This is a genomic window from Enterococcus malodoratus ATCC 43197 (assembly GCF_000407185.1).
Taxonomy (GTDB): Bacteria; Bacillota; Bacilli; order Lactobacillales; family Enterococcaceae; genus Enterococcus_A; species Enterococcus_A malodoratus.
In genome coordinates this window covers 1,969,404-1,993,667 of the sequence record NZ_KE136481.1, presented here as the reverse complement: position 1 = coordinate 1,993,667, position 24,264 = coordinate 1,969,404, and the positions used below count along the sequence as shown (strand labels likewise).

At 39.3% G+C, this 24,264-nt stretch carries 19 protein-coding genes, 2 rRNA genes and 1 other annotated feature; of the genes, 8 read left to right on the top strand and 13 right to left on the bottom strand.

What is annotated here, in order from left to right:
* Together I585_RS09780 and I585_RS09775 are read right to left on the bottom strand one after the other, a co-directional pair.
* A 23S ribosomal RNA gene (locus I585_RS09780) occupies positions 1–1,566 on the bottom strand; the annotation flags it as partial.
* A 222-nt stretch (positions 1,567–1,788) separates the two neighbouring features.
* Positions 1,789–3,347: ribosomal RNA gene (locus I585_RS09775) — 16S ribosomal RNA — on the bottom strand.
* Between the two features lie 606 nt (positions 3,348–3,953).
* Between I585_RS09775 and croR the strand changes: the two genes are divergently transcribed.
* The 3 genes from croR to serS all read left to right on the top strand — a co-directional run bounded on the left by croR (position 3,954) and on the right by serS (position 7,378).
* Positions 3,954–4,643 (top strand): response regulator transcription factor CroR, encoded by a 690-nt coding sequence (croR, locus tag I585_RS09770; protein ID WP_010742532.1) that lies wholly within the window; start codon positions 3,954–3,956, stop codon positions 4,641–4,643.
* Positions 4,633–5,814: a sensor histidine kinase gene (locus I585_RS09765; protein ID WP_010742533.1), complete on the top strand. Its 1,182-nt coding sequence runs from the start codon at positions 4,633–4,635 to the stop codon at positions 5,812–5,814. Before croR ends, I585_RS09765 begins: the two co-directional genes overlap by 11 nt.
* A 31-nt stretch (positions 5,815–5,845) precedes the next feature.
* Positions 5,846–6,053: a binding site (T-box leader), on the top strand.
* 44 nt (positions 6,054–6,097) lie between these two features.
* Positions 6,098–7,378 carry a serine--tRNA ligase gene (serS, locus tag I585_RS09760; RefSeq protein WP_010742534.1) on the top strand — a complete coding sequence of 427 codons (1,281 nt, stop codon included), beginning with the start codon at positions 6,098–6,100 and terminating at the stop codon, positions 7,376–7,378.
* Positions 7,379–7,459: 81 nt separating this feature from the next.
* Here the strand turns inward: serS and guaB are convergent, their stop codons facing one another.
* Complete coding sequence (guaB, locus tag I585_RS09755) at positions 7,460–8,944, bottom strand: IMP dehydrogenase (RefSeq protein WP_034708561.1); 1,485 nt, start codon at positions 8,942–8,944, stop codon at positions 7,460–7,462.
* Positions 8,945–9,039: 95 nt separating this feature from the next.
* Positions 9,040–9,522 (bottom strand): MerR family transcriptional regulator, encoded by a 483-nt coding sequence (locus I585_RS09750; protein WP_010742536.1) that lies wholly within the window; start codon positions 9,520–9,522, stop codon positions 9,040–9,042.
* A gap of 143 nt (positions 9,523–9,665) precedes the next feature.
* On the opposite strand from I585_RS09750, the gene I585_RS09745 reads away from it, so the two are divergent.
* Positions 9,666–11,132 (top strand): MDR family MFS transporter, encoded by a 1,467-nt coding sequence (locus I585_RS09745; RefSeq protein WP_010742537.1) that lies wholly within the window; start codon positions 9,666–9,668, stop codon positions 11,130–11,132.
* Positions 11,129–11,836, top strand: a complete 708-nt coding sequence (locus I585_RS09740) for a DUF4811 domain-containing protein (RefSeq protein WP_010742538.1) — start codon at positions 11,129–11,131, stop codon at positions 11,834–11,836. Before I585_RS09745 ends, I585_RS09740 begins: the two co-directional genes overlap by 4 nt.
* Positions 11,837–11,944: 108 nt before the next feature.
* Here I585_RS09740 and I585_RS09735 read toward each other — a convergent pair whose 3' ends face one another.
* The 7 genes from I585_RS09735 to I585_RS09705 all read right to left on the bottom strand — a co-directional run bounded on the left by I585_RS09735 (position 11,945) and on the right by I585_RS09705 (position 17,487).
* Positions 11,945–12,649 (bottom strand): DUF1129 domain-containing protein, encoded by a 705-nt coding sequence (locus tag I585_RS09735; RefSeq protein WP_010742539.1) that lies wholly within the window; start codon positions 12,647–12,649, stop codon positions 11,945–11,947.
* Positions 12,650–12,662: 13 nt separating this feature from the next.
* Positions 12,663–13,763, bottom strand: coding sequence for a redox-regulated ATPase YchF (gene ychF / locus I585_RS09730; RefSeq protein ID WP_010742540.1), 1,101 nt, complete (start codon positions 13,761–13,763; stop codon positions 12,663–12,665).
* 33 nt (positions 13,764–13,796) lie between these two features.
* Positions 13,797–13,991 carry a DUF951 domain-containing protein gene (locus I585_RS09725; protein ID WP_010742541.1) on the bottom strand — a complete coding sequence of 65 codons (195 nt, stop codon included), beginning with the start codon at positions 13,989–13,991 and terminating at the stop codon, positions 13,797–13,799.
* Positions 13,992–14,049: 58 nt separating this feature from the next.
* On the bottom strand, positions 14,050–14,940 hold the full coding sequence (locus I585_RS09720) for a ParB/RepB/Spo0J family partition protein (protein WP_010742542.1): 891 nt from the start codon (positions 14,938–14,940) through the stop codon (positions 14,050–14,052).
* Complete coding sequence (locus I585_RS09715; RefSeq protein ID WP_010742543.1) at positions 14,927–15,694, bottom strand: ParA family protein; 768 nt, start codon at positions 15,692–15,694, stop codon at positions 14,927–14,929. The genes I585_RS09720 and I585_RS09715 overlap by 14 nt, the downstream gene beginning before the upstream one ends.
* A gap of 69 nt (positions 15,695–15,763) precedes the next feature.
* Positions 15,764–16,477 carry a 16S rRNA (guanine(527)-N(7))-methyltransferase RsmG gene (rsmG, locus tag I585_RS09710; protein ID WP_010742544.1) on the bottom strand — a complete coding sequence of 238 codons (714 nt, stop codon included), beginning with the start codon at positions 16,475–16,477 and terminating at the stop codon, positions 15,764–15,766.
* Positions 16,478–16,596: 119 nt separating this feature from the next.
* Positions 16,597–17,487, bottom strand: a complete 891-nt coding sequence (locus I585_RS09705) for a LysR substrate-binding domain-containing protein (RefSeq protein ID WP_034708747.1) — start codon at positions 17,485–17,487, stop codon at positions 16,597–16,599.
* A gap of 158 nt (positions 17,488–17,645) precedes the next feature.
* Between I585_RS09705 and I585_RS09700 the strand changes: the two genes are divergently transcribed.
* The 3 genes from I585_RS09700 (at position 17,646) to aroD (ending at position 20,673) form a co-directional block, all read left to right on the top strand.
* A complete protein-coding gene (locus tag I585_RS09700; RefSeq protein ID WP_010742546.1) occupies positions 17,646–18,854 on the top strand; it encodes an MFS transporter in 1,209 nt (402 codons plus the stop codon).
* Positions 18,855–19,026: 172 nt separating this feature from the next.
* Positions 19,027–19,905: a shikimate dehydrogenase gene (locus I585_RS09695; RefSeq protein WP_010742547.1), complete on the top strand. Its 879-nt coding sequence runs from the start codon at positions 19,027–19,029 to the stop codon at positions 19,903–19,905.
* Between the two features lie 15 nt (positions 19,906–19,920).
* Positions 19,921–20,673, top strand: a complete 753-nt coding sequence (aroD, locus tag I585_RS09690; RefSeq protein WP_010742548.1) for a type I 3-dehydroquinate dehydratase — start codon at positions 19,921–19,923, stop codon at positions 20,671–20,673.
* Between the two features lie 64 nt (positions 20,674–20,737).
* Here aroD and mnmG read toward each other — a convergent pair whose 3' ends face one another.
* Positions 20,738–22,639 (bottom strand): tRNA uridine-5-carboxymethylaminomethyl(34) synthesis enzyme MnmG, encoded by a 1,902-nt coding sequence (mnmG, locus tag I585_RS09685; protein ID WP_010742549.1) that lies wholly within the window; start codon positions 22,637–22,639, stop codon positions 20,738–20,740.
* A gap of 15 nt (positions 22,640–22,654) precedes the next feature.
* Positions 22,655–24,052 (bottom strand): tRNA uridine-5-carboxymethylaminomethyl(34) synthesis GTPase MnmE, encoded by a 1,398-nt coding sequence (gene mnmE / locus I585_RS09680; protein WP_010742550.1) that lies wholly within the window; start codon positions 24,050–24,052, stop codon positions 22,655–22,657.
* Positions 24,053–24,264: the final 212 nt, after the last annotated feature.

The following is a 24,264-nucleotide window of genomic DNA, read 5'->3' as shown; positions in this document are numbered from 1 at the left end:
CCATCACAACTTGTCCTTAGAGATGCAAGCATTTGACTCACATCAAGACTCATTGCTTGGACAGACATTTCCAATCGTCTGATTCCTTAGCCTCCTGCGTCCCTCCATTGCTCAAACAAAAACAACGGGTACAGGAATATCAACCTGTTATCCATCGCCTACGCCTTTCGGCCTCGGCTTAGGTCCCGACTAACCCTGGGCGGACGAGCCTTCCCCAGGAAACCTTAGTCATTCGGTGGACAGGATTCTCACCTGTCTTTCGCTACTCATACCGGCATTCTCACTTCTAAGCGCTCCAGCAGTCCTCACGATCTACCTTCAACGCCCTTAGAACGCTCTCCTACCAACACACCTAATGGTGTGCTCCACAGCTTCGGTAATATGTTTAGCCCCGGTACATTTTCGGCGCAGGGTCACTCGACTAGTGAGCTATTACGCACTCTTTAAATGGTGGCTGCTTCTAAGCCAACATCCTAGTTGTCTGTGCAACCCCACATCCTTTTCCACTTAACATATATTTGGGGACCTTAGCTGGTGGTCTGGGCTGTTTCCCTTTCGACTATGGATCTTATCACTCACAGTCTGACTCCCAGAGATGAATGGATGGCATTCGGAGTTTATCTGAATTCGGTAACCCGAGATGGGCCCCTAGTCCAAACAGTGCTCTACCTCCATCATTCTTACTCTGAGGCTAGCCCTAAAGCTATTTCGGAGAGAACCAGCTATCTCCAAGTTCGTTTGGAATTTCTCCGCTACCCACACCTCATCCCCGCACTTTTCAACGTACGTGGGTTCGGTCCTCCAGTGCGTTTTACCGCACCTTCAACCTGGACATGGGTAGATCACATGGTTTCGGGTCTACGACCACTTACTCATTCGCCCTATTCAGACTCGCTTTCGCTACGGCTCCGTTTTTTCAACTTAACCTCGCAAGTAATCGTAACTCGCCGGTTCATTCTACAAAAGGCACGCTATCACCCATTAACGGGCTCTAACTTGTTGTAGGCACACGGTTTCAGGATCTATTTCACTCCCCTTCCGGGGTGCTTTTCACCTTTCCCTCACGGTACTGGTTCACTATCGGTCACTAGGGAGTATTTAGCCTTGGGAGATGGTCCTCCCGGATTCCGACGGAATTCCTCGTGTTCCGCCGTACTCAGGATCCTCCTAGGTGCCAGTCAAATTTTGTCTACGGGGCTTTTACCCTTTCTAGCAGACCTTTCCAGGTCCTTCGACTATTTCACTGGACTACCATATCGGAGTCCTACAACCCCAAGAGGCAAGCCTCTTGGTTTGGGCTTTTCCCGTTTCGCTCGCCGCTACTCAGGGAATCGAATTTTCTTTCTCTTCCTGCAGGTACTTAGATGTTTCAGTTCTCTGCGTCTACCTCTAATCAGCTATGTATTCACTGAAAAGTAACATCCTATAAAAGATGCTGGGTTTCCCCATTCGGAAATCTCCGGATCAAAGCTTACTTACAGCTCCCCGAAGCATATCGGTGTTAGTCCCGTCCTTCATCGGCTCCTAGTGCCAAGGCATCCACCGTGCGCCCTTATTCACTTAACCTTATCCTAATTTTCATTAGGGGTTTGATTGTTCCATCTAGCGATAGACTTCCCAATCAGAAAAAAATAAGCAATTGAACTTATTAAAAAACTCATTCAACGCGGTGTTCTCGGTTTGTTTGGTTTGTTTCTGTATCCAGTTTTCAATGAACGATTTTTGAGAGTAAACCTCTCAAAACTGAACGAATAAAGCAACCTGTGTAGTCTCCGTAATATTCCTTAGAAAGGAGGTGATCCAGCCGCACCTTCCGATACGGCTACCTTGTTACGACTTCACCCCAATCATCTATCCCACCTTAGGCGGCTGGCTCCAAAAGGTTACCTCACCGACTTCGGGTGTTACAAACTCTCGTGGTGTGACGGGCGGTGTGTACAAGGCCCGGGAACGTATTCACCGCGGCGTGCTGATCCGCGATTACTAGCGATTCCGGCTTCATGTAGGCGAGTTGCAGCCTACAATCCGAACTGAGAGAAGCTTTAAGAGATTAGCTTAGCCTCGCGACTTCGCGACTCGTTGTACTTCCCATTGTAGCACGTGTGTAGCCCAGGTCATAAGGGGCATGATGATTTGACGTCATCCCCACCTTCCTCCGGTTTGTCACCGGCAGTCTCGCTAGAGTGCCCAACTAAATGATGGCAACTAACAATAAGGGTTGCGCTCGTTGCGGGACTTAACCCAACATCTCACGACACGAGCTGACGACAACCATGCACCACCTGTCACTTTGCCCCCGAAGGGGAAGCTCTATCTCTAGAGTGGTCAAAGGATGTCAAGACCTGGTAAGGTTCTTCGCGTTGCTTCGAATTAAACCACATGCTCCACCGCTTGTGCGGGCCCCCGTCAATTCCTTTGAGTTTCAACCTTGCGGTCGTACTCCCCAGGCGGAGTGCTTAATGCGTTAGCTGCAGCACTGAAGGGCGGAAACCCTCCAACACTTAGCACTCATCGTTTACGGCGTGGACTACCAGGGTATCTAATCCTGTTTGCTCCCCACGCTTTCGAGCCTCAGCGTCAGTTACAGACCAGAGAGCCGCCTTCGCCACTGGTGTTCCTCCATATATCTACGCATTTCACCGCTACACATGGAATTCCACTCTCCTCTTCTGCACTCAAGTTTCCCAGTTTCCAATGACCCTCCCCGGTTGAGCCGGGGGCTTTCACATCAGACTTAAGAAACCGCCTGCGCTCGCTTTACGCCCAATAAATCCGGACAACGCTTGCCACCTACGTATTACCGCGGCTGCTGGCACGTAGTTAGCCGTGGCTTTCTGGTTAGATACCGTCAAGGGATGAACGTTTTACTCTCATCCTTGTTCTTCTCTAACAACAGAGTTTTACGATCCGAAAACCTTCTTCACTCACGCGGCGTTGCTCGGTCAGACTTTCGTCCATTGCCGAAGATTCCCTACTGCTGCCTCCCGTAGGAGTTTGGGCCGTGTCTCAGTCCCAATGTGGCCGATCACCCTCTCAGGTCGGCTATGCATCGTTGCCTTGGTGAGCCGTTACCTCACCAACTAGCTAATGCACCGCGGGTCCATCCATCAGTGACGCAAAAGCGCCTTTCAAATAGAAACCATGCGGTTTCTACTGTTATACGGTATTAGCACCTGTTTCCAAGTGTTATCCCCTTCTGATGGGCAGGTTACCCACGTGTTACTCACCCGTTCGCCACTCCTTTTCTTTCGATGGAGCAAGCTCCGGTGAAAGAAAAAGCGTTCGACTTGCATGTATTAGGCACGCCGCCAGCGTTCGTCCTGAGCCAGGATCAAACTCTCATAAAAAGTGTTTGAAACAATCTTGCGATTGTTAAGCTCAATTTTAAAAATTGACTTGCTAGCATATTGCTTGCTATGTTGTTTGTTTCTATATAATAGAAACGCCCTACACATTTGGTTTGTTTTATTCGTTCAGTTTTCAAAGGTCTACATTGTTTGTCGCTTTGTTTCAGCAACTTTTATATTTTAACAGCTTGCCTAGTAAATGTCAACAACTTTTTTGGAGTTCTTTCGAAGAAGTTGTCATCATTGCTTTATGCGACTTTGATAGAATAACGTAAAATTACTTATCTGTCAACACAAAATTAGGTGTCCCAAAAATATTGTTTTATCGTTTCAGAACATAAAATAATATAACAGTTTTATATAGTCCGGTCAATGAAAATATGGCGATTTTATCTGCTTTTTTTCAAAAGCGATGGATAAATGTATATATTGGTTTTTTGTTCGTTTTTTTGTTCTTAAAGGCACGTTTTACATCCTGTTCAGGGATTATTTTTCGTCATTTTATTTTTGATTTTTCCTTAACTCATGATGTTGCCTTTCGCCTTCCTATGATTTCTTTGGTAAAATAGTAATGTATTTATTTTTATATGGACGGAGGAACATTTAATGAAAGTACTAGTTGCAGATGATGACAAAGAAATTGTCGAACTATTAAGTATTTATTTGCATAACGAAGGCTATGAAGTCGTAAAAGCATATGATGGGAAGGAAGCACTGAGCAAACTTCGAACTACGAATGACATTGATTTACTTCTATTAGATATTATGATGCCAGTAATGGATGGTATGCAAGTTGTAAAGGAATTAAGGAAAGAATCACAAATCCCTATCATTATGTTAACAGCTAAGACAACTGATATGGATAAAATTAAAGGGTTAGTTGCTGGTGCTGATGACTATGTAACAAAACCGTTTAACCCTTTGGAAGTAATGGCAAGGGTTAAATCTTTATTGCGTCGTACAAAGATGCATGTTGCTGAAGACCAACCCGATATACTTGAAATACAGTCATTGATAATCAATAAAGATTCACATGAGGTGAAGACAGTTGATGGAAAAGAAATTCAATTAACTGCTTTAGAATTCGGTATTCTATATTTACTAGCAAGTCATCCAAATCGTGTTTTTAGCGCGGACGAAATTTTTGAACGTGTATGGAAACAAGAAAGTATTGTCTCAGCAAAAACGGTTATGGTTCATGTCAGCCATTTACGTGATAAGATCGAAGAAGCGACCGATGGTGAAAAAGTGATCCAAACAGTTTGGGGTGTAGGTTATAAAATAGATGCAAAATAATTCGGAAAAGAAAAGGCGTATCACACTCACTTCTAAGGAAGTGAGTGAATTAATCGCTGAGGGAATCGTTACCGTCATTTTATTGCTTCTATTAAATGTAGCAATTATGGTTCTTTTTACTCAAATGCTCAATAACTCGCCTGATTTAACCGATGCCATTTATCGTTCAAAAGACATTTTTGCCAATAACCTTGGCAGCGACATTTTCTGGAGTGGGCGAAACTTTGTTATTCCTCTCTTTCTGGTTATTGATGTACTCGTCGTTTTTTGGCGTTTGATTCGACGATACAGGCAAATGCAACTACGCCACATCATCAATGAATTACATTATATTGCTAACGGGAATTATGATTATCGAATCCCTTTCGAGTTAAGAGGAGACCTTAGCAAAGTTGTCGACAGTATCAATGGACTAGTAGATAGTACCGTAGCTGCTATTGAAGATGAACGAGAAATTGAAAAATCTAAAGATGAATTGATTACGAATGTTAGTCACGATATTCGCACACCATTAACTTCAATTATTGGCTACCTCGGTTTAATTGAGGATAAGCAGTATCAAAGTGACGATGAGATTCTTAAATATACAAGTATTGCCTATAAAAAAGCTAAACAAATGAAATCCTTAGTAGAAGATTTATTTGAATACTCTAAAGTTCGGCAACCTTCAGTTCCTCTAAATAATGGTTCCTTCGATATGGTGCAGTTATTAGAACAATTGGCAGCTGATTTTGAATTGGAAGCAAAGAAAAAAAATATTCATATTCAAGTTAATACGAATGAAAATCAATTGGTAATGGATGGCGACACAGAAAAACTTGTACGAGTCTTTAACAACCTAATAACCAATGCATTAAAATATGGTTCTGAAGCCAATCTAATTGTGATTGAGATTGAAAAAGCAAAAAATGAAGCCGTCGTTACAGTAAAAAACAATGGTACACCGATACCTAGAGAAGCTTTAGACCAGCTATTTGATCGTTTTTATCGAGTTGATGGCTCCCGATCACAAGAAATTAGTGGAACTGGATTAGGTTTAGCTATTGCACAAAATATCGTCAATCTTCATGGTGGCTACATTTACGCTCAGTCCACTGATGAATGGACTTCCTTCATTATTCATTTGCCGCTTTATATGAATCAAGTGAAGTCATCTCCAGATAATCATTGACTTTAAATTTTTGTTTGCTTATACTTGTCTCAATAAGATATGCAGGAAACCAAGTACGTAGGTTTGTTTTTTTAGAGAGTTGATGTCTGGTGAAAATCAACAAAACAACTTAGGGAATCCAGTTTCATAATCTGCGTTTTTTGAAAGAAAAACCGGGTGACGTCGATAACCGTTAATCAAGTGCAGCTTAGGCTGAATTTGGGTGGTACCGCGAAATTCAATACCGTTTCGTCCCTGTTTAAGGGATGAAACGGTATTTTTTTATTTTGAAGGAGGAGAAACAATGTTAGATGTAAAAATGATTCGCAACAACTTTGCTGAGGTAAACGAAAAATTAGCGACACGCGGTGTAAAAAAAGAAGTTTTAGAACGTTTTCTAGACTTAGATGAACAACGCCGGCAATTACTGGTCAAGACAGAAGAATTAAAAAAATATCGCAATGAGGTTTCAAACGAAATTGCAAAATTGAAACGTGAAAAAAATGACGCAGTTGATAAAATTGCTGAAATGAAAGAAGTCGGAGTAAAAATTAAAGGATTCGACACTCAAGTAACTGAAATTGATGCACAATTAACTGAGATTGCAACGACTTTGCCAAACCTGCCACACGATTCTGTGCCGATTGGTGATGATGAGGAAGATAATGTTGAGGTCCGCCGTTGGAGCGAGCCACAACAATTTGCTTTTGAACCAAAACCACATTGGGAGGTTGCCGAAAATCTAGACATTCTAGATTTTGAACGTGGTGCTAAAGTTTCTGGAAGCCGTTTTGTTTATTACAAAGGGTTAGGTGCTCGTTTGGAACGTGCTGTTTATAACTTCATGCTAGATGAACATGTCTACGAACAAGGTTATACTGAAATGATTACACCATACTTGGTAAATAGTAAATCAATGTTTGGTACAGGACAATTTCCTAAATTTAAAGAGGATGTCTTCCAAATTGAGGATCGTGATCTGACGCTGATTCCAACTGCCGAAGTGCCATTGACAAATTATTATGCGGATGAAATTTTAGATGGCAAAGATTTACCGATCTATTTTACAGCCCTATCTCCTTCTTTCCGTTCTGAAGCTGGTAGTGCTGGCCGTGATACCCGAGGCTTGATTCGGTTACATCAATTCCATAAAGTTGAGATGGTAAAATTTAGTGATAGAGATTCTTCATACGACGAATTAGAAAAAATGACACAAAATGCGGAGATTCTTTTACAAAAACTAAATTTACCATACCGTATCATTACTTTATGTACTGGCGACATGGGCTTCTCAGCTGCTAAAACCTATGATATTGAAGTGTGGGTACCTGCTCAAAACACTTATAGAGAAATCAGCTCTTGTTCAAACTGCGAAGATTTCCAAGCGCGTCGTGCGATGATTCGTTACCGCGATAATGAGGGAAAAGTTCAATATACTCATACACTAAATGGCTCTGGTTTGGCCATTGGACGAACAGTAACCGCGATCTTGGAAAACTACCAAAATGAAGATGGCTCAATAACAATTCCAGATGTGTTAGTTCCTTATATGGGCAATGTAAAAACCATCAAAAAAGAAAAATAGTCCTTCATAAAAAACAGCGACCTCGCAAAAGCGAGGTCGCTGTTTTTTATGAAAAAGAAAATCTATTTGAACTAGTCTTCCTTATTGTTCTACTGAGTAATTAGGTGCTTCTTTAGTAATTTGAACATCATGAGGGTGAGATTCTTTTAAACCATTACCACTCATTTGAACAAACTGTGCGTTTTCCCGCAGATGTTCCAAATTACCAGCTCCAACATAACCCATCCCAGCTTTTAAGCCGCCAATCATTTGGAAAATAATATCCGCTGCAGTTCCTTTGTAAGCAACTCGCCCTTCAATACCTTCTGGAACTAATTTATTCGCCTCATTGACACCACTTTGGAAATAACGATCACTTGAACCTTTTTCCATCGCGCCTAATGAGCCCATCCCACGATAAGTCTTGAAGCGGCGACCTTGGTAGATTTCAAATTCACCCGGAGATTCATCGGTTCCCGCTAACATTGAGCCCAACATAACTGCATGTCCACCCGCCGCCAACGCTTTTACTATATCACCAGAATACTTGATCCCTCCGTCAGCAATAATTGACTTGCCATATTGACGTGCAACAGAAGCTGCATCATAAATGGCAGTTAATTGTGGAACTCCAACACCGGCAACAACTCGCGTAGTACAAATTGAACCTGGTCCAATACCAACTTTTACAACATCCACGCCAGCATCATATAAAGCCTTTGCTCCTTCAGCCGTTGCAATATTTCCGGCAATTAAAGTGGCTTCGGGGAATGTATCACGGATTTCACGGATTTTACGTAAAACACCCGCACTGTGTCCATGGGCAGTATCAATTATGATGGCATCGGCTCCTGCTTTTAGTAGAGCTTCTGATCGCTCAAAAGTATCACTAGTAACACCTACGGCCGCGGCAACTAATAATCGACCATGTTCATCTTTAGCCGCATTTGGAAACTCGATAACCTTTTCAATATCTTTAATTGTAATCAATCCACTTAAGCGGCCTTCTTCATCTACGATAGGCAATTTTTCAATTTTATGCTTTTGCAATGTTTTTTCTGCATCCTGCAACTTCGTACCTATCGGAGCAGTCACTAAACCTTCTTTGGTCATAACTTCGTGAATTGGAATATCGTAATTTGTCACAAACCGCATATCTCGGTTGGTAATGATACCAACAAGTTTGCGATTCTCCAAAGTTTCTACGATCGGAACCCCACTAATCCGGTAACGACTCATTAAATCTTCAGCGTCTTGTACTTTGTGTTCTGGTGTCAAGAAAAACGGATCAATGATTACGCCACTCTCTGATCGTTTTACTTTACGAACCTCATCTGCTTGGGCAGCAACACTCATATTTTTGTGAATAACTCCAAGACCACCTTGTCGGGCCATTGCGATTGCCATTTTACTATCTGTTACCGTATCCATACTCGCACTCATCAAAGGAATATTTAATTTGATATTTTTTGCCAGTTGTACACTCATATCCACTTCGTTTGGCAGTACATGACTCTCCGCCGGAATCAACAAAACATCATCAAATGTCAGACCTTTTTTTGCAAATTTCGTTTCCCAATTAGACATTGTTCGTAACCACTCCCCAGAATTATTTTTAATAAAAAAACTAACAGAATGAACGAGTGAAGTCAACATCTTGTGCTGAAATCCTCATCTAACCTTTATTTTTCTGAAATTTCGAACCATTTTCCGATCAAATCTATCGTTATCTCAGTTTTTTCTTCAATAATTTGATAGGTTGTTTGATTGGTCTTGTTATCACGAATTAAATAGAAACCATCCTTATTTGAGAAATCATCCAAATGGATTACCGTATATTGATCATCGATTTGTTGAATCTCCTTAACTATACCCCTTAATAGTAATTTAGCTTGATGAATATTTTTTTGACGTTTTTGTGCTTTTTCAACTGCGGCTGTTAACGTATAACCTTCATCTAGAAAATGCTTGATGATTTCCACTTTGATTACCATTGGTAATTTAAATTTTCGATTACCATTTTTTTCACCCGTTGATTCAATATAACCTTTTTGTTCCCAATAACGAATTTGCCGTGGTGAAACGCCAGTTACTTTACTTAATTCACTTATACCTACTAATAAGTCATCACTTTCTAGGAGCTGTTTTACCGTATCATTCTTCACAACGCATCCCTCTCTTCACCTAATGATTATACTTTTGATAACACTAGTGTCAAGTAAGTTGACAAAAAAATCGAATAGCAGTAGAGTAACTAACGGACATTCATTGTTTCTGAAAATTTCCAAAAGAGAGAAGGCGTTAGATCGTGAGTAATAATCAAACGATCGATATTTATGGAAAACCCTACAATCGTTCCTTATTAGTCGTTGTACTATTAATAGGAACATTTTGTACGGTGTTAAACCAAACTTTATTAACAACAGCTTTTCCTGCACTAATGAAGGCTTTTAATATATCTGCTTCTAGTGTTCAATGGCTAACAACTGGCTTCTTGCTAGTGAACGGAATCATGATTCCGATCAGTGCTTGGCTTATCAATAAATTTAGTTCGAAGAGGCTTTATTTAACCGCAATGACCATCTTCTTGATCGGTACAATTACTTGTTTTGCCGCACCAAATTTTTCTACGTTACTAATCGGACGCTTGATTCAAGCTGCAGGAGTCGGTATTTCAATGCCTCTACTGCAAAACATCATGCTATCAATCTTTCCACCAGAACGACGAGGAGCAGCAATGGGTATGGCCGGTATCGTTATTGGACTTGCACCAGCTTTAGGACCTACCCTTTCTGGTTGGATCATCGACCATTATACATGGAGAGACCTTTTCGGAATGGTGATTCCTATTGTTGTATTGGTCATAGTATTAGCAATCTTTCTAATGAAGAGTGTTATTCAGTTGTCTAATCCAAGTATTGATGTTTTATCTGCACTACTTTCAACTATTGGTTTTGGTAGTTTGCTATATGGTTTCTCATCTGTTGGTAATGATGGCTGGGGTAGTGCAAAAGTAATTAGTTTCTTAGTCGTCGGTGTGATAGTTATTGGTCTATTCGTATGGCGCCAACTGCATTTGGAACACCCTTTCTTAGAACTACGTGTATTTAAGTCACCAACCTTTACAATTGCTGCAATTTTAAGTGGTGTAGTAAATATGGCGATGGTTGGTGCCGAAATGGTTCTTCCTTTATATATTCAAAATATTCGGGGTGAATCTGCCTTCCATTCTGGTTTGATGCTATTACCGGGTGCATTAATAATGGGATTAATGATGCCTATTACTGGGGCAATATTTGACAAACATGGAGCAAAACGTTTGGCTATCGGCGGTATGTTAATACTCACAGCCGCTACCCTACCTTTCGCATTCCTAACACAAGAAACACCAATTGGAATGATCGTGATTTTGTATGCTTTACGGATGTTCGGTATCTCCATGGTCATGATGCCAGTAACAACTTCAGGAATGAACGCTTTACCTATGAACTTAATTAGCCACGGAACGGCTGTAAATAACACTTTCCGTCAAGTCGCTAGTTCAATCGGAACAGCTGTTCTTATTAGTATTTTAACGAATGTAACAAAGGATAACTTACCAAAAGCAAGCTTATTGAAAACATTGCCTTTAACTTATAAAAATCAAGCTATCAGCGCTACTTTATCTGGTTATCATGCTGCATTTTACGTCGCAGTTGCTTTTGGTTTAGTCGGATTTATTATCACTTTCTTCATGAAAAACAATAGAAAAGCTGAAGGAGGCGTTGTAAAATGATCTTTGCTATAACGATTATCAGTGTACTAGCCTTTGCTTCATCAAACATTTTCGCGAAAAAAACTTGGCAAACGATTCTTTCAGTTGTTTTTGCTGCGATATTCTTAGTAAGCCTAGGATTAATCACCGCTAATGATCATTATCATTACGGTATGAAAAAGGTCACTGAAACAACTACTCAAACATTAACTTCAACAGCCGATAGTAAAGGCATAAATATGCTACTTTATCAGCCCCTTGGAAATGGCACCGAGAAAGTATATTTGTATAAGACAAATGAATCTCAGAAAAAACCTAAAACAACAGGAACAGATCATGTCAGCAACGTCGTAAAAAAGAATCAAAGAAAAACCCAATTGCGAACAGATAAAACTTACTGGGTCTACCAAAACAACACCGTAAAATTCTGGTTTGGACTTTCCAGTAAAAATCATCAATTAATCAAAGAAAAAAATACCTTTGATGTTCAAAAGAATTGGACAATTCTCAGTACCAATCAAGCAAAAAAATTAGCAAAATTAGTTCAAAAAAATAAAACTTCTATGGAGGCCAGAGCAAAAACTTTCGTTCAAGAGAAGGTCGCAGCTGCCATGATGCAAGATCCGACTATGGATCAATCAGCACAACAAAAGATTATTCAACAAGCAACAGCAGACTATCAGCAACAAGCCATGCAAAAATTGATAGCTGAAGCAATAAAATAAAAAAAAGGAAACAATGCCCTTTAAAACTTAGGCATTGTCTCCTTTTATATATATTATTTTTTTTACTAAAAAAAGAAGGAACGCCCAAGTAACGAACCTTCTTTCTTTTTATCTACGCGGAGCAGTTGCTAAACTACTAATAATACCAAAACGTTTTTTCAAATAGTAACGTAACGCTAAGGCAAGCCCGGATAATACAACCAATACTATTGGATCAAGGATAGGGTTCAATGTTGGCGGTAATAAGGCCGCCCCATTGAAGACTAAGAACCAGACAAGCGTGACAGAAACTAGCATAAGGATCGTCTTCCATGTTTTAGGTTTCTTAGATTTATCTGCTCCTGGTTGTTCATACTGGTAAACAAATAGATACATCATATAAAATACTAAACCACCAACTGCTGAAGCGACGATTAGCGCGGTGATTCCGTAAGTTACAGTCTGTGTTCCACGTGAAACAAACAATCCCATGACCCCAGATACAAGTCCTAATAGCCCGAATAACAACAAAAAATTATCTAACCACATCAACGATGCAGTAGTAGATTTTTTCTGTTCAGCAGGCTTATTAACGATTGCTTCTAATCGCTCCGATACAGTACCGAACAATTGTCTTGCCGTTTTGCCCGATTTTTGTTCCTCGACTAAGCTTGGAAGCATCTCGTTTAAGGCTAAGATCGTCTGTTCATCCGTTAAATTTGCTGCCTTTAAGGCTTTTTTCAAGTCAAAAATATATTGCTCGTTACGCTTAGTCAACTTCTCTTCAAGTTGACCATTTTCTGCTTGCAACGTTCGTAACTTTTCTGGTTCCATTGTTTCTTTCCTCCTAAACGTTGAAACGGAATAGCATTACATCGCCATCTTGCACAACATAATCTTTTCCTTCTAATCTGACACGCCCAGCATCCTTTGCCGCGTGCATATTGCCATACTTATTCAAATCTTCAAAAGATACTGTTTCTGCACGAATGAAACCTCGTTCAAAGTCGGTATGGATGATCCCAGCAGCTTGTGGTGCCTTTATCCCTTTTTGGAAAGTCCAAGCACGGACCTCTTGTTCTCCTGCAGTAAAATAAGTTGCTAAACCTAATAAATCGTAAGCCGTACGAATTAATTGATCGAGCCCTGATTCTTCAATTCCCATCGCTTCTAAAAATTCGGTTTTATCTTCATCTTCTAGCTCAGCGATTTCTTCTTCTGCTTCAGCACAAACCACAATCACTTCAGAATGTTCGCTTGCCGCAAAATTGCGAACGGTTTGAACATATTCATTACCATCTGGATCAGCAACCGTATCTTCATCAACATTCGCTACATAAAGCACCGGTTTACTTGTTAATAAGAAGAGTCCTTTAACAATTTTTTGTTCTTCTTCAGTAAACTCGATCGTTCGAGCAGATTGCCCTTCCTCTAAAACTGGTTTTAGCTTGTCTAATACGGCCAATTCTATTACTGCATTTTTTTCTTTCGTTTTTGCTACTTTAGCCACACGAGTGTAACGCTTGTTAACAGAATCTAGGTCAGCTAAAACCAATTCTAAGTTGATCGTTTCAATATCTTCTAACGGATCAACACGTCCTTCCACGTGTGTTATATTTTCATTATCAAAACAACGTACCACATGACAGATAGCATCAACTTGACGAATATGGCTTAAAAATTGGTTTCCTAAGCCTTCACCTTTACTGGCTCCTTTTACGATTCCCGCAATATCAGTGAACTCAAAAGTCGTTGGTACAGTCTTTTTCGGATGTACTAATTCAGTTAGGCGTTCTAAACGCCAATCCGGTACTTCCACCATTCCGACATTTGGATCAATCGTAGCAAATGGATAGTTGGCAGCTTCTGCGCCTGCTTTAGTAATTGCATTAAATAAAGTAGATTTACCAACGTTTGGCAAACCCACGATTCCGGCTGTTAAGGCCATGATTTACTTCACTCTTTCTCTACTAAGGAATTATTATTGAGTCGAATCAGTTTTCTTCTCAAGGATTTTTTTCATTTTCTTTTCAAAATCACGACGTGTCATCATGACAATATGCCCGCAATTGACACACTTGATCTTAATATCCGCACCCATACGAATGATTTCCCAGCGATTTGTCTGGCAAGCATGCGGTTTCTTCATCTCAACGATATCTCCCAAATCATACATCTGGTAACCCCCTCGTTCGTATTATGATACCCATTATTTTTTTGGAGTATACCCCTGTCTATGATTCATCAAAATGAATATTCAAAATATCTAAAATACGGGTTAGATCTGATGGTGATAAATATTCAATTGAAATTTTACCTTTACCGTCTTTTTCAACGATCTCGACTCCAGTTCCAAATTTATCCATTAAGCGATCTTCGCTCTCTCGTAAATAATAGGGTTTTTCTTTAGATAAGCGTGGACCTTTTTTCTTGTCCTTGGCTTTACCTTCATTATATTCATTAACGATCTGTTCCAATTGACGGACCGTTAAATTTTCTTTTACTGCACGATTTGCTAACTTTAAGATTTGATCTTTCTTCTTCAAACCTAACAAAGTTCGAGCCTGCCCCATAGACAAACGTTCATCTTGCACCATTTCCTTCACCAATTTGGGCAAAGTTAATAAACGTAAATAATTGGCAATGTAGGGACGACTTTTTCCTAAACGGTTCGCCACATCAGCTTGTGTTAGTTTCAAGTTTTTCATCAACATCTCATAGGCTTCGGCTTCTTCCAAGGCATTCAGATCTTCACGCTGTAAATTTTCCAATACTGCAATCTGCATCATGGCTTCCTCATCAAACTCACGAATGATTGCAGGAATCGTTTCCTTACCTGCCAATTTGGAAGCGCGGAATCGGCGTTCACCAGCAATCAGTTCATAGCCTTTTACAGCTGATTTTCTAACAATAATTGGTTGAAAAACACCCGATTGTTCAATCGAATTAGCCAATTCCTGTAAAGTCGTCTCATCAAATGATTTTCTCGGTTGATAAGGGTTGGGACGCAAATCACTTAAGGGAATCTCGACCACTTGATCATTTTTCATATCGACTTCTTCAATCTCAGAAAGATCTTGAAACAAAGCATCGATTCCGCGGCCTAATCCTTTATTTTTGCTCACGAACTAACACTTCCTTTGCTAGAGCTTGATAGACCTCCGCACCTTTTGAGCGTGGATCATAATCAATGATCGGCTTGCCATGGCTAGGCGCTTCAGATAAACGGACATTTCTCGGAATAATCGTATCATACACTTTTTCTTGGAAATAACGACGGACCTCTTCCACCACTTCTGCACCTAGATTTGTACGAGCATCGTACATCGTTAATAGTACTCCCTCGATTTCTAAACCAGGGTTGAAATGTTTTTGAACCAAACGAACCGTGTTTAAAAGTTGACTTAATCCTTCCAATGCATAGTACTCACATTGAACTGGAATCAAAATCGCATCGCTCGCCGTAAAGGCATTAATTGTTAAATGTCCCAATGATGGCGGACAATCAACCAAAATAAAATCATAGTCATCGCTTACTTCTGCCAACGCACTCTTCAACCGTGATTCCCTGGCCATCATAGAAGTCAACTCTATCTCTGCACCAGCCAATTGTAATGTGGCAGGAACAATCGATAAATTTTCCCGAGATGTCTTGATGATCGTCTCTTTGATGGGAACCTCATTGACTAAAACATCATAAATATCTTGTTTCACATCAGGCTTACGCACACCTAAGCCACTTGTGGCATTTCCTTGCGCATCGCTATCGATCAATAAGACTTTCTTACCGTCATAAGCTAAACACGCTCCCAAATTGACAGTCGTTGTTGTTTTTCCAACGCCGCCTTTTTGGTTTGCAACAGATATGATCCGTGCCATCTAATTTCCTCCTAGTTCATGCTAATAAATTTATTTCCCCCGAGAAAATAAGGCGAAATACTATATAAATTACCTTAATGGTTGCTTATTAGGCAACCCTGGTTTACGTGGATACTTTTTTGGTGTTTCTTTCTTTTTCTGCACTGTAATAATATGACGTGTATCGCCATTCGGCAACGAAACATCTTCAGCTTCAATCAGTTTTCCACCTAGCAAAGCAATCGCTGGTCTTGCTTCAATCAATTCTTCTTCACTTTTTGCCGCTTTTAGAGCAAAGAAATAGCCATCACTTTTAACTAATGGTAAACAAAGTTCCGTCAAAACATTCAATCTTGCCACTGCTCGAGCAGTAACAAAATCAAATGCCTCTCGAAATTTAGGGTTTTGCCCAAAAGTTTCCGCTCTGTCATGATAAAGATGCACACCATCTAATTGTAAAGTTTCTACTAATACTGTCAAAAAAGTAACTCGTTTATTCAATGAATCCACGATTGTAACCTCTAATTCTGGAAAAACGATCTTTAATGGTAAACTAGGAAAGCCGGCCCCTGAACCTACATCGCATAGTTTTCCCTCTGGTTTGAACGTATCGGAGAAAGCCAAGGTAATCGAATCATAGAAATGTTTCAGATAGACTTCTTCATGTTCAGTAATGGCAGTGAGATTCATCTTTTGGTTCCATTCAACCAATAAGCGAAAATAGGTCGCAAATTGATCCATCTGACGTGCCGATATTTTAATCCCTTGCCTGCCTAATTCCTTTTGAAATTCTTCTGGTGTCATAAGAAATCCTTTCATTTTCGTGAAACAGCAAAATGTTTCACAGACTATCCTCTACTTTAACGTATTATTGCTTTACATGCAATGGGTTACGTATGTTTCACGGAGAGATTAAGAAAGCTTTAATCCCATTTTTTATTAGTATTTTCTAAGCAAAAATCATAGAATTTTTTCAAGACTGGAATTTCTAAATTATTTTTCTTTACTGCTAAATAAATATTACGGTCATCCATGATATCTGTAATAGTAAGTTTTTTTACAGGAAAAGAGCTGATTGATGGAATATTAGGCATAATAGCAATCCCATAGTCTTGTCCAACGAAACCTAAAATACTATGATCTTCTTCCAACTCACAAATAATATCCAAATCTAACTTCAAATTCTTAATTTGTCGATCCAAATATGGACGTAAACCACTTTGCTTACTATAGTATACATATGGATACTGGGTAGTCTTTGCCAATGAAATATTATCATAATTTGCCAACGGATGCTCTAATGGGACTACCACCACCATCTCTTCTTGTGTTAAAATTTGATAAATCAACTCTGGATCGCTGCTTACTTTTGAACAAATTCCTATATCGATGCGATCAGCAAGAAGCATTTGAATGATTTGATTTGAATTTCCTTGTTGAAATTCAAATTTTATTTTATGGTTTCCATTCTGATGGAAAGACTGCGTCAATTTCGGTGCCAGATTTGCTCCCATTGTAAAAATGAAGCCAAACTGAATTTCACCAGAATCAGGATTAACCATTTCTTGGATTTTTTTTTGACCTTTTTCGATCTCAGTTAAGGCCGGGGCAATATATTCATAAAAAATTCGCCCATGACGAGTAAGTTGGATATTTCGTCCCTTTTTTTCAAATAGTGTTACTCCGATCTCTTGTTCTAACATCGTCATTGCATGACTAATGTTTGGCTGTGATGTATTAGATTTTTTTGCCGCTTGCGTCATGTGTTCTGTTTGAGCCAGTACCACAAAGAACTCTAACTGTCTTAAATTCAATTTCTCACCCCTATTATCCTTAATCATTAAAATGTGATCCTCTGTTTAATAAATAGAGTTTATCAATTATATTGATATAAATCATTAGTTTTCATGGTAATTTTGCGTTATTATGTGGATGACTTCAAGTGAAACAAATCACATGGAAGGAGTATTCTATGAAAAAAGATAATTATCGTTTTTTAATTTCCAGTCTATATTTTAATTATATTTTTCAAGGAATGGCTGCCATCATTTTATCGCAAAATATGACAAATTTAAAAATACATTGGCAAGCCACCACTGCCCAAGTCACATTAGTTATGAGTGCCATCGGATTAGGAAGAATTCTAAGTCTCTACTTTTCTGGTTATTTTTCAGATAAATTTGGGCGGAAAAAGACCGTTCTGATCGCTATCGGGTCCTATATGATTTTCTTTTGTGGAATGCTTTTTAGTTCAAATTATCAACTTGCATTTTTCTTAGCAATGTTTGGCGGTATTAGTAACGCATTTCTGGATACCAGTACCTACCCGACTTTAGTCGAGGCCTATCCAGATGAACGAGTAAATAGTTCCTTAAGTGTATTAAACAAGGCTTTTATCTCTTTAGGGCAATTTCTACTCCCCTTTATCACTCGCTATTTACTGCAACATGATTTATTTTTTGGCTGGCCGTTTATTCTGTGTGCATTATGTCTATTCGCTAATATGTTTTACTTGCTATTTGCTCGTTTTCCAAAATCCACAACTATCATAAAAAAAGACACTGAAATCGTAACAAAAAACATACCGAAAAATCGTGGCAACTTTAAAATCGACGGTATCGCTTTACTGATTTTTTCTTTTGTCTCTGTCTCACTGTTCAATATTTTTATTTTATGGATCCCTCAATATGCTGAAAGTATGCAAATCGTTTCTCATGAAAATAGTTTGATCTTTGTTAGTCTTTACAGTACAGGATCCTTTATTTCGGTTTTCTTTACCTCCGGTATTGTAAAAAGGGGGATTAATATTCCTAAATTTATTAGTTTTTGTCTTTCAGTCTCAGGCATCTCTTTGCTGTTAATGCTATTCTATCCAAGCTTTGCGACTGTCGTTGTATCCTCGATTTGTATTGGTATTTTCGCTGCCGGCGGTATTTGGCAATTGGGACTTGCTTTGATGTTGGAATTATTTCCTAAGCATAAAGGTAAATGTACTAGCTATTATTCACTCGCTACGTCCGTCTCTATCATGGTAACACCCTACATTACCGGCATACTCAGTGAACAAAAAATTACTTATGTTTTTTGGTTCGTTATTCTTTTGAATGTTATCGGGTTAGCAGCTTCACTCGTCATTGTTCATCGATATAATAAATTGGTAAAACGACTGGTCTTAAGCTAGTCGTTTTATTTATTTGCTTTATTGATTCCATCAAAAAAAAGCATTAGTTTTTAATCGAATTAAATTCTAAAATGGATATAGATGATTGTGATTTACTTCATAATACGCACATTTAGAAAACGCTTAGCTTGTAAATTGATGAACAAATAAAAAAGAAAAGAGGATTCTATCCATGACTGAAAGACTTACTGGACATACGCTATTAATCAGCTTGATTGCTATACCCATTCGTCATAGCATGTCTCCTACCATGCATAATGAAGCTTTTGCTAAATTAGGACTTGATTACGCTTACTTAGCTTTTGAGGTTGGAAACAAAGAATTGAAGGATACCGTTCAAGGAATCCGTGCTTTAGGAATTCGTGGTTCCAATGTTTCGATGCCGAATAAACAAGCCATTATTCCTTATTTAGATGAGGTATCACCTGAAGCAACCTTGATTGGTGCAGTTAACACAGTGACTAATAATGAAGGCAAAGGTCATCTTGTAGGGTACAATACAGATGGCATAGGTGCGATGGAGGCGTTGAAAGACGAAGGTGTTGAAGTAAAAAATCAAATCATTACTTTAACGGGGGCTGGGGGTGCCGGAACCGCTATAGCTATTCAAGCTGCATTTGATGGTGCGAAGGAAATAAGAATTTTCAATATTGATGATGATAGTTTTGTAAATGCTAAAGAAACAGCCACCAAAATTAATGAGAATACAGATTGTCAAGCGACTGTCTCTGACTTAGCAGATCAAGAAGCTTTCAAAAAATCTATCGCAGAGAGTAGTATTTATATTGATGCAACTGGAGTAGGAATGAAACCCTTAGAAAATATCAGTTTAATTACCGATTCAGCTGTTATTCGCCCAGACTTAGTCATTTTCGATGTTGTTTATTCCCCACGTGAGACTAAACTATTAAAATTTGCCAAAGAACACGGTGCTAAAAAAGCTATCAATGGACTTGGTATGATGCTTTATCAAGGTGCTGCTGCTTTTAAACTCTTCACCGGTGAAGACATGCCAGTCAGCTACATCAAAAATCTTTTATTCAAAAATTAGGGGGAATAGAATGAAATGAAAACAGTAACCGTTGATAAAACAACAATTGGTGAAGGTATGCCAAAAATCATTGTACCGATGGTAGGGCAAACCAAAGAAGAATTACTAATGGAAGCAGAATTGATTCATACTTTAGACTGTGACCTTGTAGAATGGCGAATTGATTTTTTTGAACACGTTTTAGATCCACAAGCGGTCGCTAGACTTTCTTATAACTTAAAAGCTATTTTAGAAAAACCATTGTTAATTACTTTCCGTACGAAAAAAGAAGGCGGTGTATGTGTGCTTTCAGATAATGACTATTTTAATCTATATAAAGTTATTATTTCTGAGGGAGACTTAGATCTATTGGATGTAGAATTGTTTATGCCAAGTGAGAAAGTTGCTAAAACAATCGAGTTAGCACATCAAAATGGCATAAAAGTTATTATGTGCAATCATGATTTCGATAAAACTCCAGAGAAAAATGAAATCATGACGCGTTTGCGTTCCATGCAAAACAGTGGCGCTGATATTTGTAAGATAGCAGTAATGCCGCAAAACTCTGATGATGTATTAACTTTATTAGAGGCCACGCAGGAGATGTACAATAATTATGCTGAAGTTCCCTTGATCACTATGTCAATGGGCGCTCTCGGAATGATTAGTCGTGTTTCGGGACAGGTCTTTGGTTCTGCCGCTACCTTTGGGGCCGCCAGCAAAGCCTCAGCCCCTGGTCAAGTACCTGTCGCTGAGTTACGAAAAATGATTAACACATTACAAGTTTAAGAGCGATAAATCATCGCTCTTTTTCATGTCAGTAATTTTACCCGTTCAAAAAAAACGGCTTAAATTAAGCCGTTCCACTATCTACCTTCGCAATCTTCCCTTGTTCCACGTAAACCATTAGAATACTGATGTCCGCTGGATTGACGCCGCTGATGCGACTGGCTTGAGCAATTGTTTCAGGTTGGATTTTTTGTAATTTTTGTTTTGCTTCTGTAGCTAGACCATTGATGGCTTCGTAATTAATTCGTTCTGGAATTCTTTTTGCCTCCATACGTCTCAATTTTTCAACCTTTTCCATCGCTTTTTTGATATAGCCCTCATACTTTATTTGAATCTCGACTTGTTCGATTTCTTTTTCCGTTAATTCATCATTATTAGGAATGAATTGCAATAATTCCTGATAGGAGATTTCTGGGCGCTTTAAGAAATCACTCGCTAAAACACCGTCTTTCAATTCAGCACTGTTTTTAGTGCGTAGGAAGCTTTGCACATCTTCATGAGGTTTTATTCGAATTGACTGTAAGCGAGCCATCTCCGCCTCAATATGTCCCTTTTTGACTAGATACATTTGATAGTTATCTTCCGATACTAAGCCAATCTCGTACCCCTGTTCTGTCAAACGTAAATCTGCATTATCATGACGTAATATTAAACGATATTCCGCCCGAGAGGTTAGAAGACGATAAGGTTCGTTAGTTCCTTTAGTAACCAAATCATCAATCATGACACCTATATACCCATCGCTGCGTTTCATTATGAAGGGAGCTCTGCCTTGTATTTTCAATGCTGCATTAATACCGGCCATTAATCCTTGACCAGCCGCTTCTTCATAACCACTGGTACCATTGGTTTGCCCAGCCGTATAAAGATTTTCGATTACTTTTGTTTCTAATGTCGGGCGTAGTTGATGTGGTGCCACCATATCATATTCAATCGCATAACCCGTTCGCATCATTTCAGCATTTTCTAAACCCTCGATGGAATGCAGAACCTCATTCTGAACATCCTCTGGCAGTGAAGTTGACAATCCTTGCACATAAACTTCTTCCGTATGACGTCCTTCTGGTTCTAAAAACAATTGATGACGTTCTTTATCGGCAAAACGAACGATCTTATCTTCAATTGATGGGCAGTAGCGTGCCCCAACTCCATCAACAATTCCTGTAAACATTGGTGCACGGTGAAGATTATTTTGAATGATTTCATGACTTTTCAAATTCGTATATGTCAACCAACACGGAATTTGATCTTGTAAATATTGACTGTCTGATGTCTGATAACTAAAATGATTAGGCTTTTCATCACCAGGTTGAATCTCAGTCTTACTGTAATCAATCGAACCGGATTTAACTCGCGGAGGTGTTCCAGTTTTAAAACGATGGATCTCTAAGCCCAATTCTTGTAAGTGGTCTGCCAATTTAATCGATGGTTGCGAGTTGTTGGGACCGGATGAGTATTTTAAATCACCAATGATGATCTCACCACGTAATGCCGTACCCGCTGTAATAATCACGGCTTTGGCAGAATAAACTGCACCTGTTGAAGTAACTACACCTTTACAAAGCCCATCTTCAACAACTAAACGATCAACCACACCTTGTTTCAAGGTCAAATTTTTTTCTTTTTCTATCGTATGCTTCATTTCTTCAGCGTAAGCATGTTTGTCTGCTTGTGCACGTAATGCTCGAACTGCAGGACCTTTACCAGTATTTAACATACGCATCTGTATATACGTCTTATCAATATTACGTCCCATCTCGCCGCCAAGTGCATCAATTTCCCGCACAACAACACCTTTGGCTGGACCTCCGATAGACGGATTACACGGCATGAAAGCCACCATATCTAAATTAATTGTCATCAATAAAGTCTTTTGAGACATACGTGCGGCTGCTAAGGCAGCTTCAGATCCAGCATGTCCAGCACCTACGACAATCACATCATAATTTCCTGCTTTATATTCCATATCGTTGCTCCTTCTTTACTTCCCTAAACAAAATTGGCTGAATAATTGTGTGATCAATTCATCTTGTACGCTGTCCCCGACAATCTCACCTAAATAATCCCAACAACGAGTCATGTCAATTTGAACTAGATCAACTGGCATCCCCGCCGAAATACCATTACTAACTTCACTCAATGACTGTTCTGCCTTTTCCAACAAAGCAATGTGACGGGTATTTGATACATAAGTTGCATCTTTTTCACCCGTTTGACCTCCAAAAAATAATTTTGCAATAGCCTCTTCTAATTGATCTAACCCGGCTTTTTCTAGAACGGAGATTGCGAAAACTTCATCTTCGTTTAAATAGGTTGAAAGGTCGGTTTGTGACAAACACTTAGGCAAATCCGTTTTGTTTAATAAAATGATCCGTTTTAATCCTTGCGTTGCTCTTAACAGATCTTTGTCCTCTACAGTCAAAACTTCACTTTGATTTAACACTAATAAAATTAAATCTGCTTCACTCAAAGCTTTTCGGCTGCGTTCAACTCCGATACGTTCCACCACATCATTGGTCTCTCTAATCCCTGCCGTATCGATCAATTTTAATGGAACTCCTCGAACATTCACATACTCTTCTATTACATCACGTGTTGTACCAGCAATCTCTGTAACAATCGCCTTTTCTTCATGCAACAAATAATTTAATAAGCTGGATTTCCCGACATTTGGTCGACCAATAATTGCTGTGCTTAAGCCTTCACGTAGAATCTTCCCTTGTTTTGCATTCAGTAATAAGGCTTTGATTTGTTGTCCAACTTGCTGAGCTTTCTCTAATAATAACTGCGTAGTTAATTCTTCTACATCATCGTATTCTGGATAATCAATGTTTACCTCAACTTGCGCCAATGTTTCTAAAATTTCTTGGCGCAATTGACGAATTAAGTGAGACAAATTGCCATCTAATTGATTGATCGCAACACTCATTGCACGATCGGTTTTAGCACGAATTAAGTCCATTACTGCTTCTGCTTGAGAAAGATCCACTCGACCGTTTAGAAAGGCTCTTTTAGTGAATTCTCCTGGTTCAGCTAAACGCGCACCCGAGCGTAAAATCAGTTGCAGCAATTGATTGACGACTACGATCCCACCATGACAATTAATTTCAACAATATCTTCTCGTGTGAAAGTTTTTGGAGCGCGCATTACGCTCACCATCACTTCGTCGACTATCTGCTGATCAGCGGGATCGATAATATGACCATAATGAATCGTATGCGAGGGAACCTGCTCTAAAGATTTTTTCCCACTTTTATAGACGTTGTCTGCGATTGCTACTGCTTGATCCCCACTCAAACGCACAATACTAATTGCACCTTCACCTGGTGGAGTTGAAATAGCCGCGATCGTATCGAATTCTAAGGTGATCTCTGCCAATTTTTTTCCTCCTAATTAATTTGAAACATAAAAAAAGTGCCTACTCCACCCCTTAACAAAGGAGTAGATGAGCACTTTGACTGCTTTTTCTACAAAATTCTGGTGTAAGATTAGCATATTTTTTTTGACAATTCAAGCTTCCTTTTCGAAATAGCTGCATTTCTCAAGTTTTAGTAAAGAAAAAGCTACACCAAATCATTTGGCGCAGCTCT

Coding starts and splice junctions, on each gene's coding strand:
- croR (WP_010742532.1), top strand. CDS start 3,954: ATGAAAGTACTAGTTGCAGATGATGACAAAGAAATTGTCGAACTATTA.
- I585_RS09765 (WP_010742533.1), top strand. CDS start 4,633: ATGCAAAATAATTCGGAAAAGAAAAGGCGTATCACACTCACTTCTAAG.
- serS (WP_010742534.1), top strand. CDS start 6,098: ATGTTAGATGTAAAAATGATTCGCAACAACTTTGCTGAGGTAAACGAA.
- guaB (WP_034708561.1), bottom strand. CDS start 8,944: ATGTCTAATTGGGAAACGAAATTTGCAAAAAAAGGTCTGACATTTGAT.
- I585_RS09740 (WP_010742538.1), top strand. CDS start 11,129: ATGATCTTTGCTATAACGATTATCAGTGTACTAGCCTTTGCTTCATCA.
- I585_RS09735 (WP_010742539.1), bottom strand. CDS start 12,649: ATGGAACCAGAAAAGTTACGAACGTTGCAAGCAGAAAATGGTCAACTT.
- ychF (WP_010742540.1), bottom strand. CDS start 13,763: ATGGCCTTAACAGCCGGAATCGTGGGTTTGCCAAACGTTGGTAAATCT.
- I585_RS09725 (WP_010742541.1), bottom strand. CDS start 13,991: ATGTATGATTTGGGAGATATCGTTGAGATGAAGAAACCGCATGCTTGC.
- I585_RS09715 (WP_010742543.1), bottom strand. CDS start 15,694: ATGGCACGGATCATATCTGTTGCAAACCAAAAAGGCGGCGTTGGAAAA.
- rsmG (WP_010742544.1), bottom strand. CDS start 16,477: ATGACACCAGAAGAATTTCAAAAGGAATTAGGCAGGCAAGGGATTAAA.
- I585_RS09700 (WP_010742546.1), top strand. CDS start 17,646: ATGAAAAAAGATAATTATCGTTTTTTAATTTCCAGTCTATATTTTAAT.
- I585_RS09695 (WP_010742547.1), top strand. CDS start 19,027: ATGACTGAAAGACTTACTGGACATACGCTATTAATCAGCTTGATTGCT.
- aroD (WP_010742548.1), top strand. CDS start 19,921: ATGAAAACAGTAACCGTTGATAAAACAACAATTGGTGAAGGTATGCCA.
- mnmG (WP_010742549.1), bottom strand. CDS start 22,639: ATGGAATATAAAGCAGGAAATTATGATGTGATTGTCGTAGGTGCTGGA.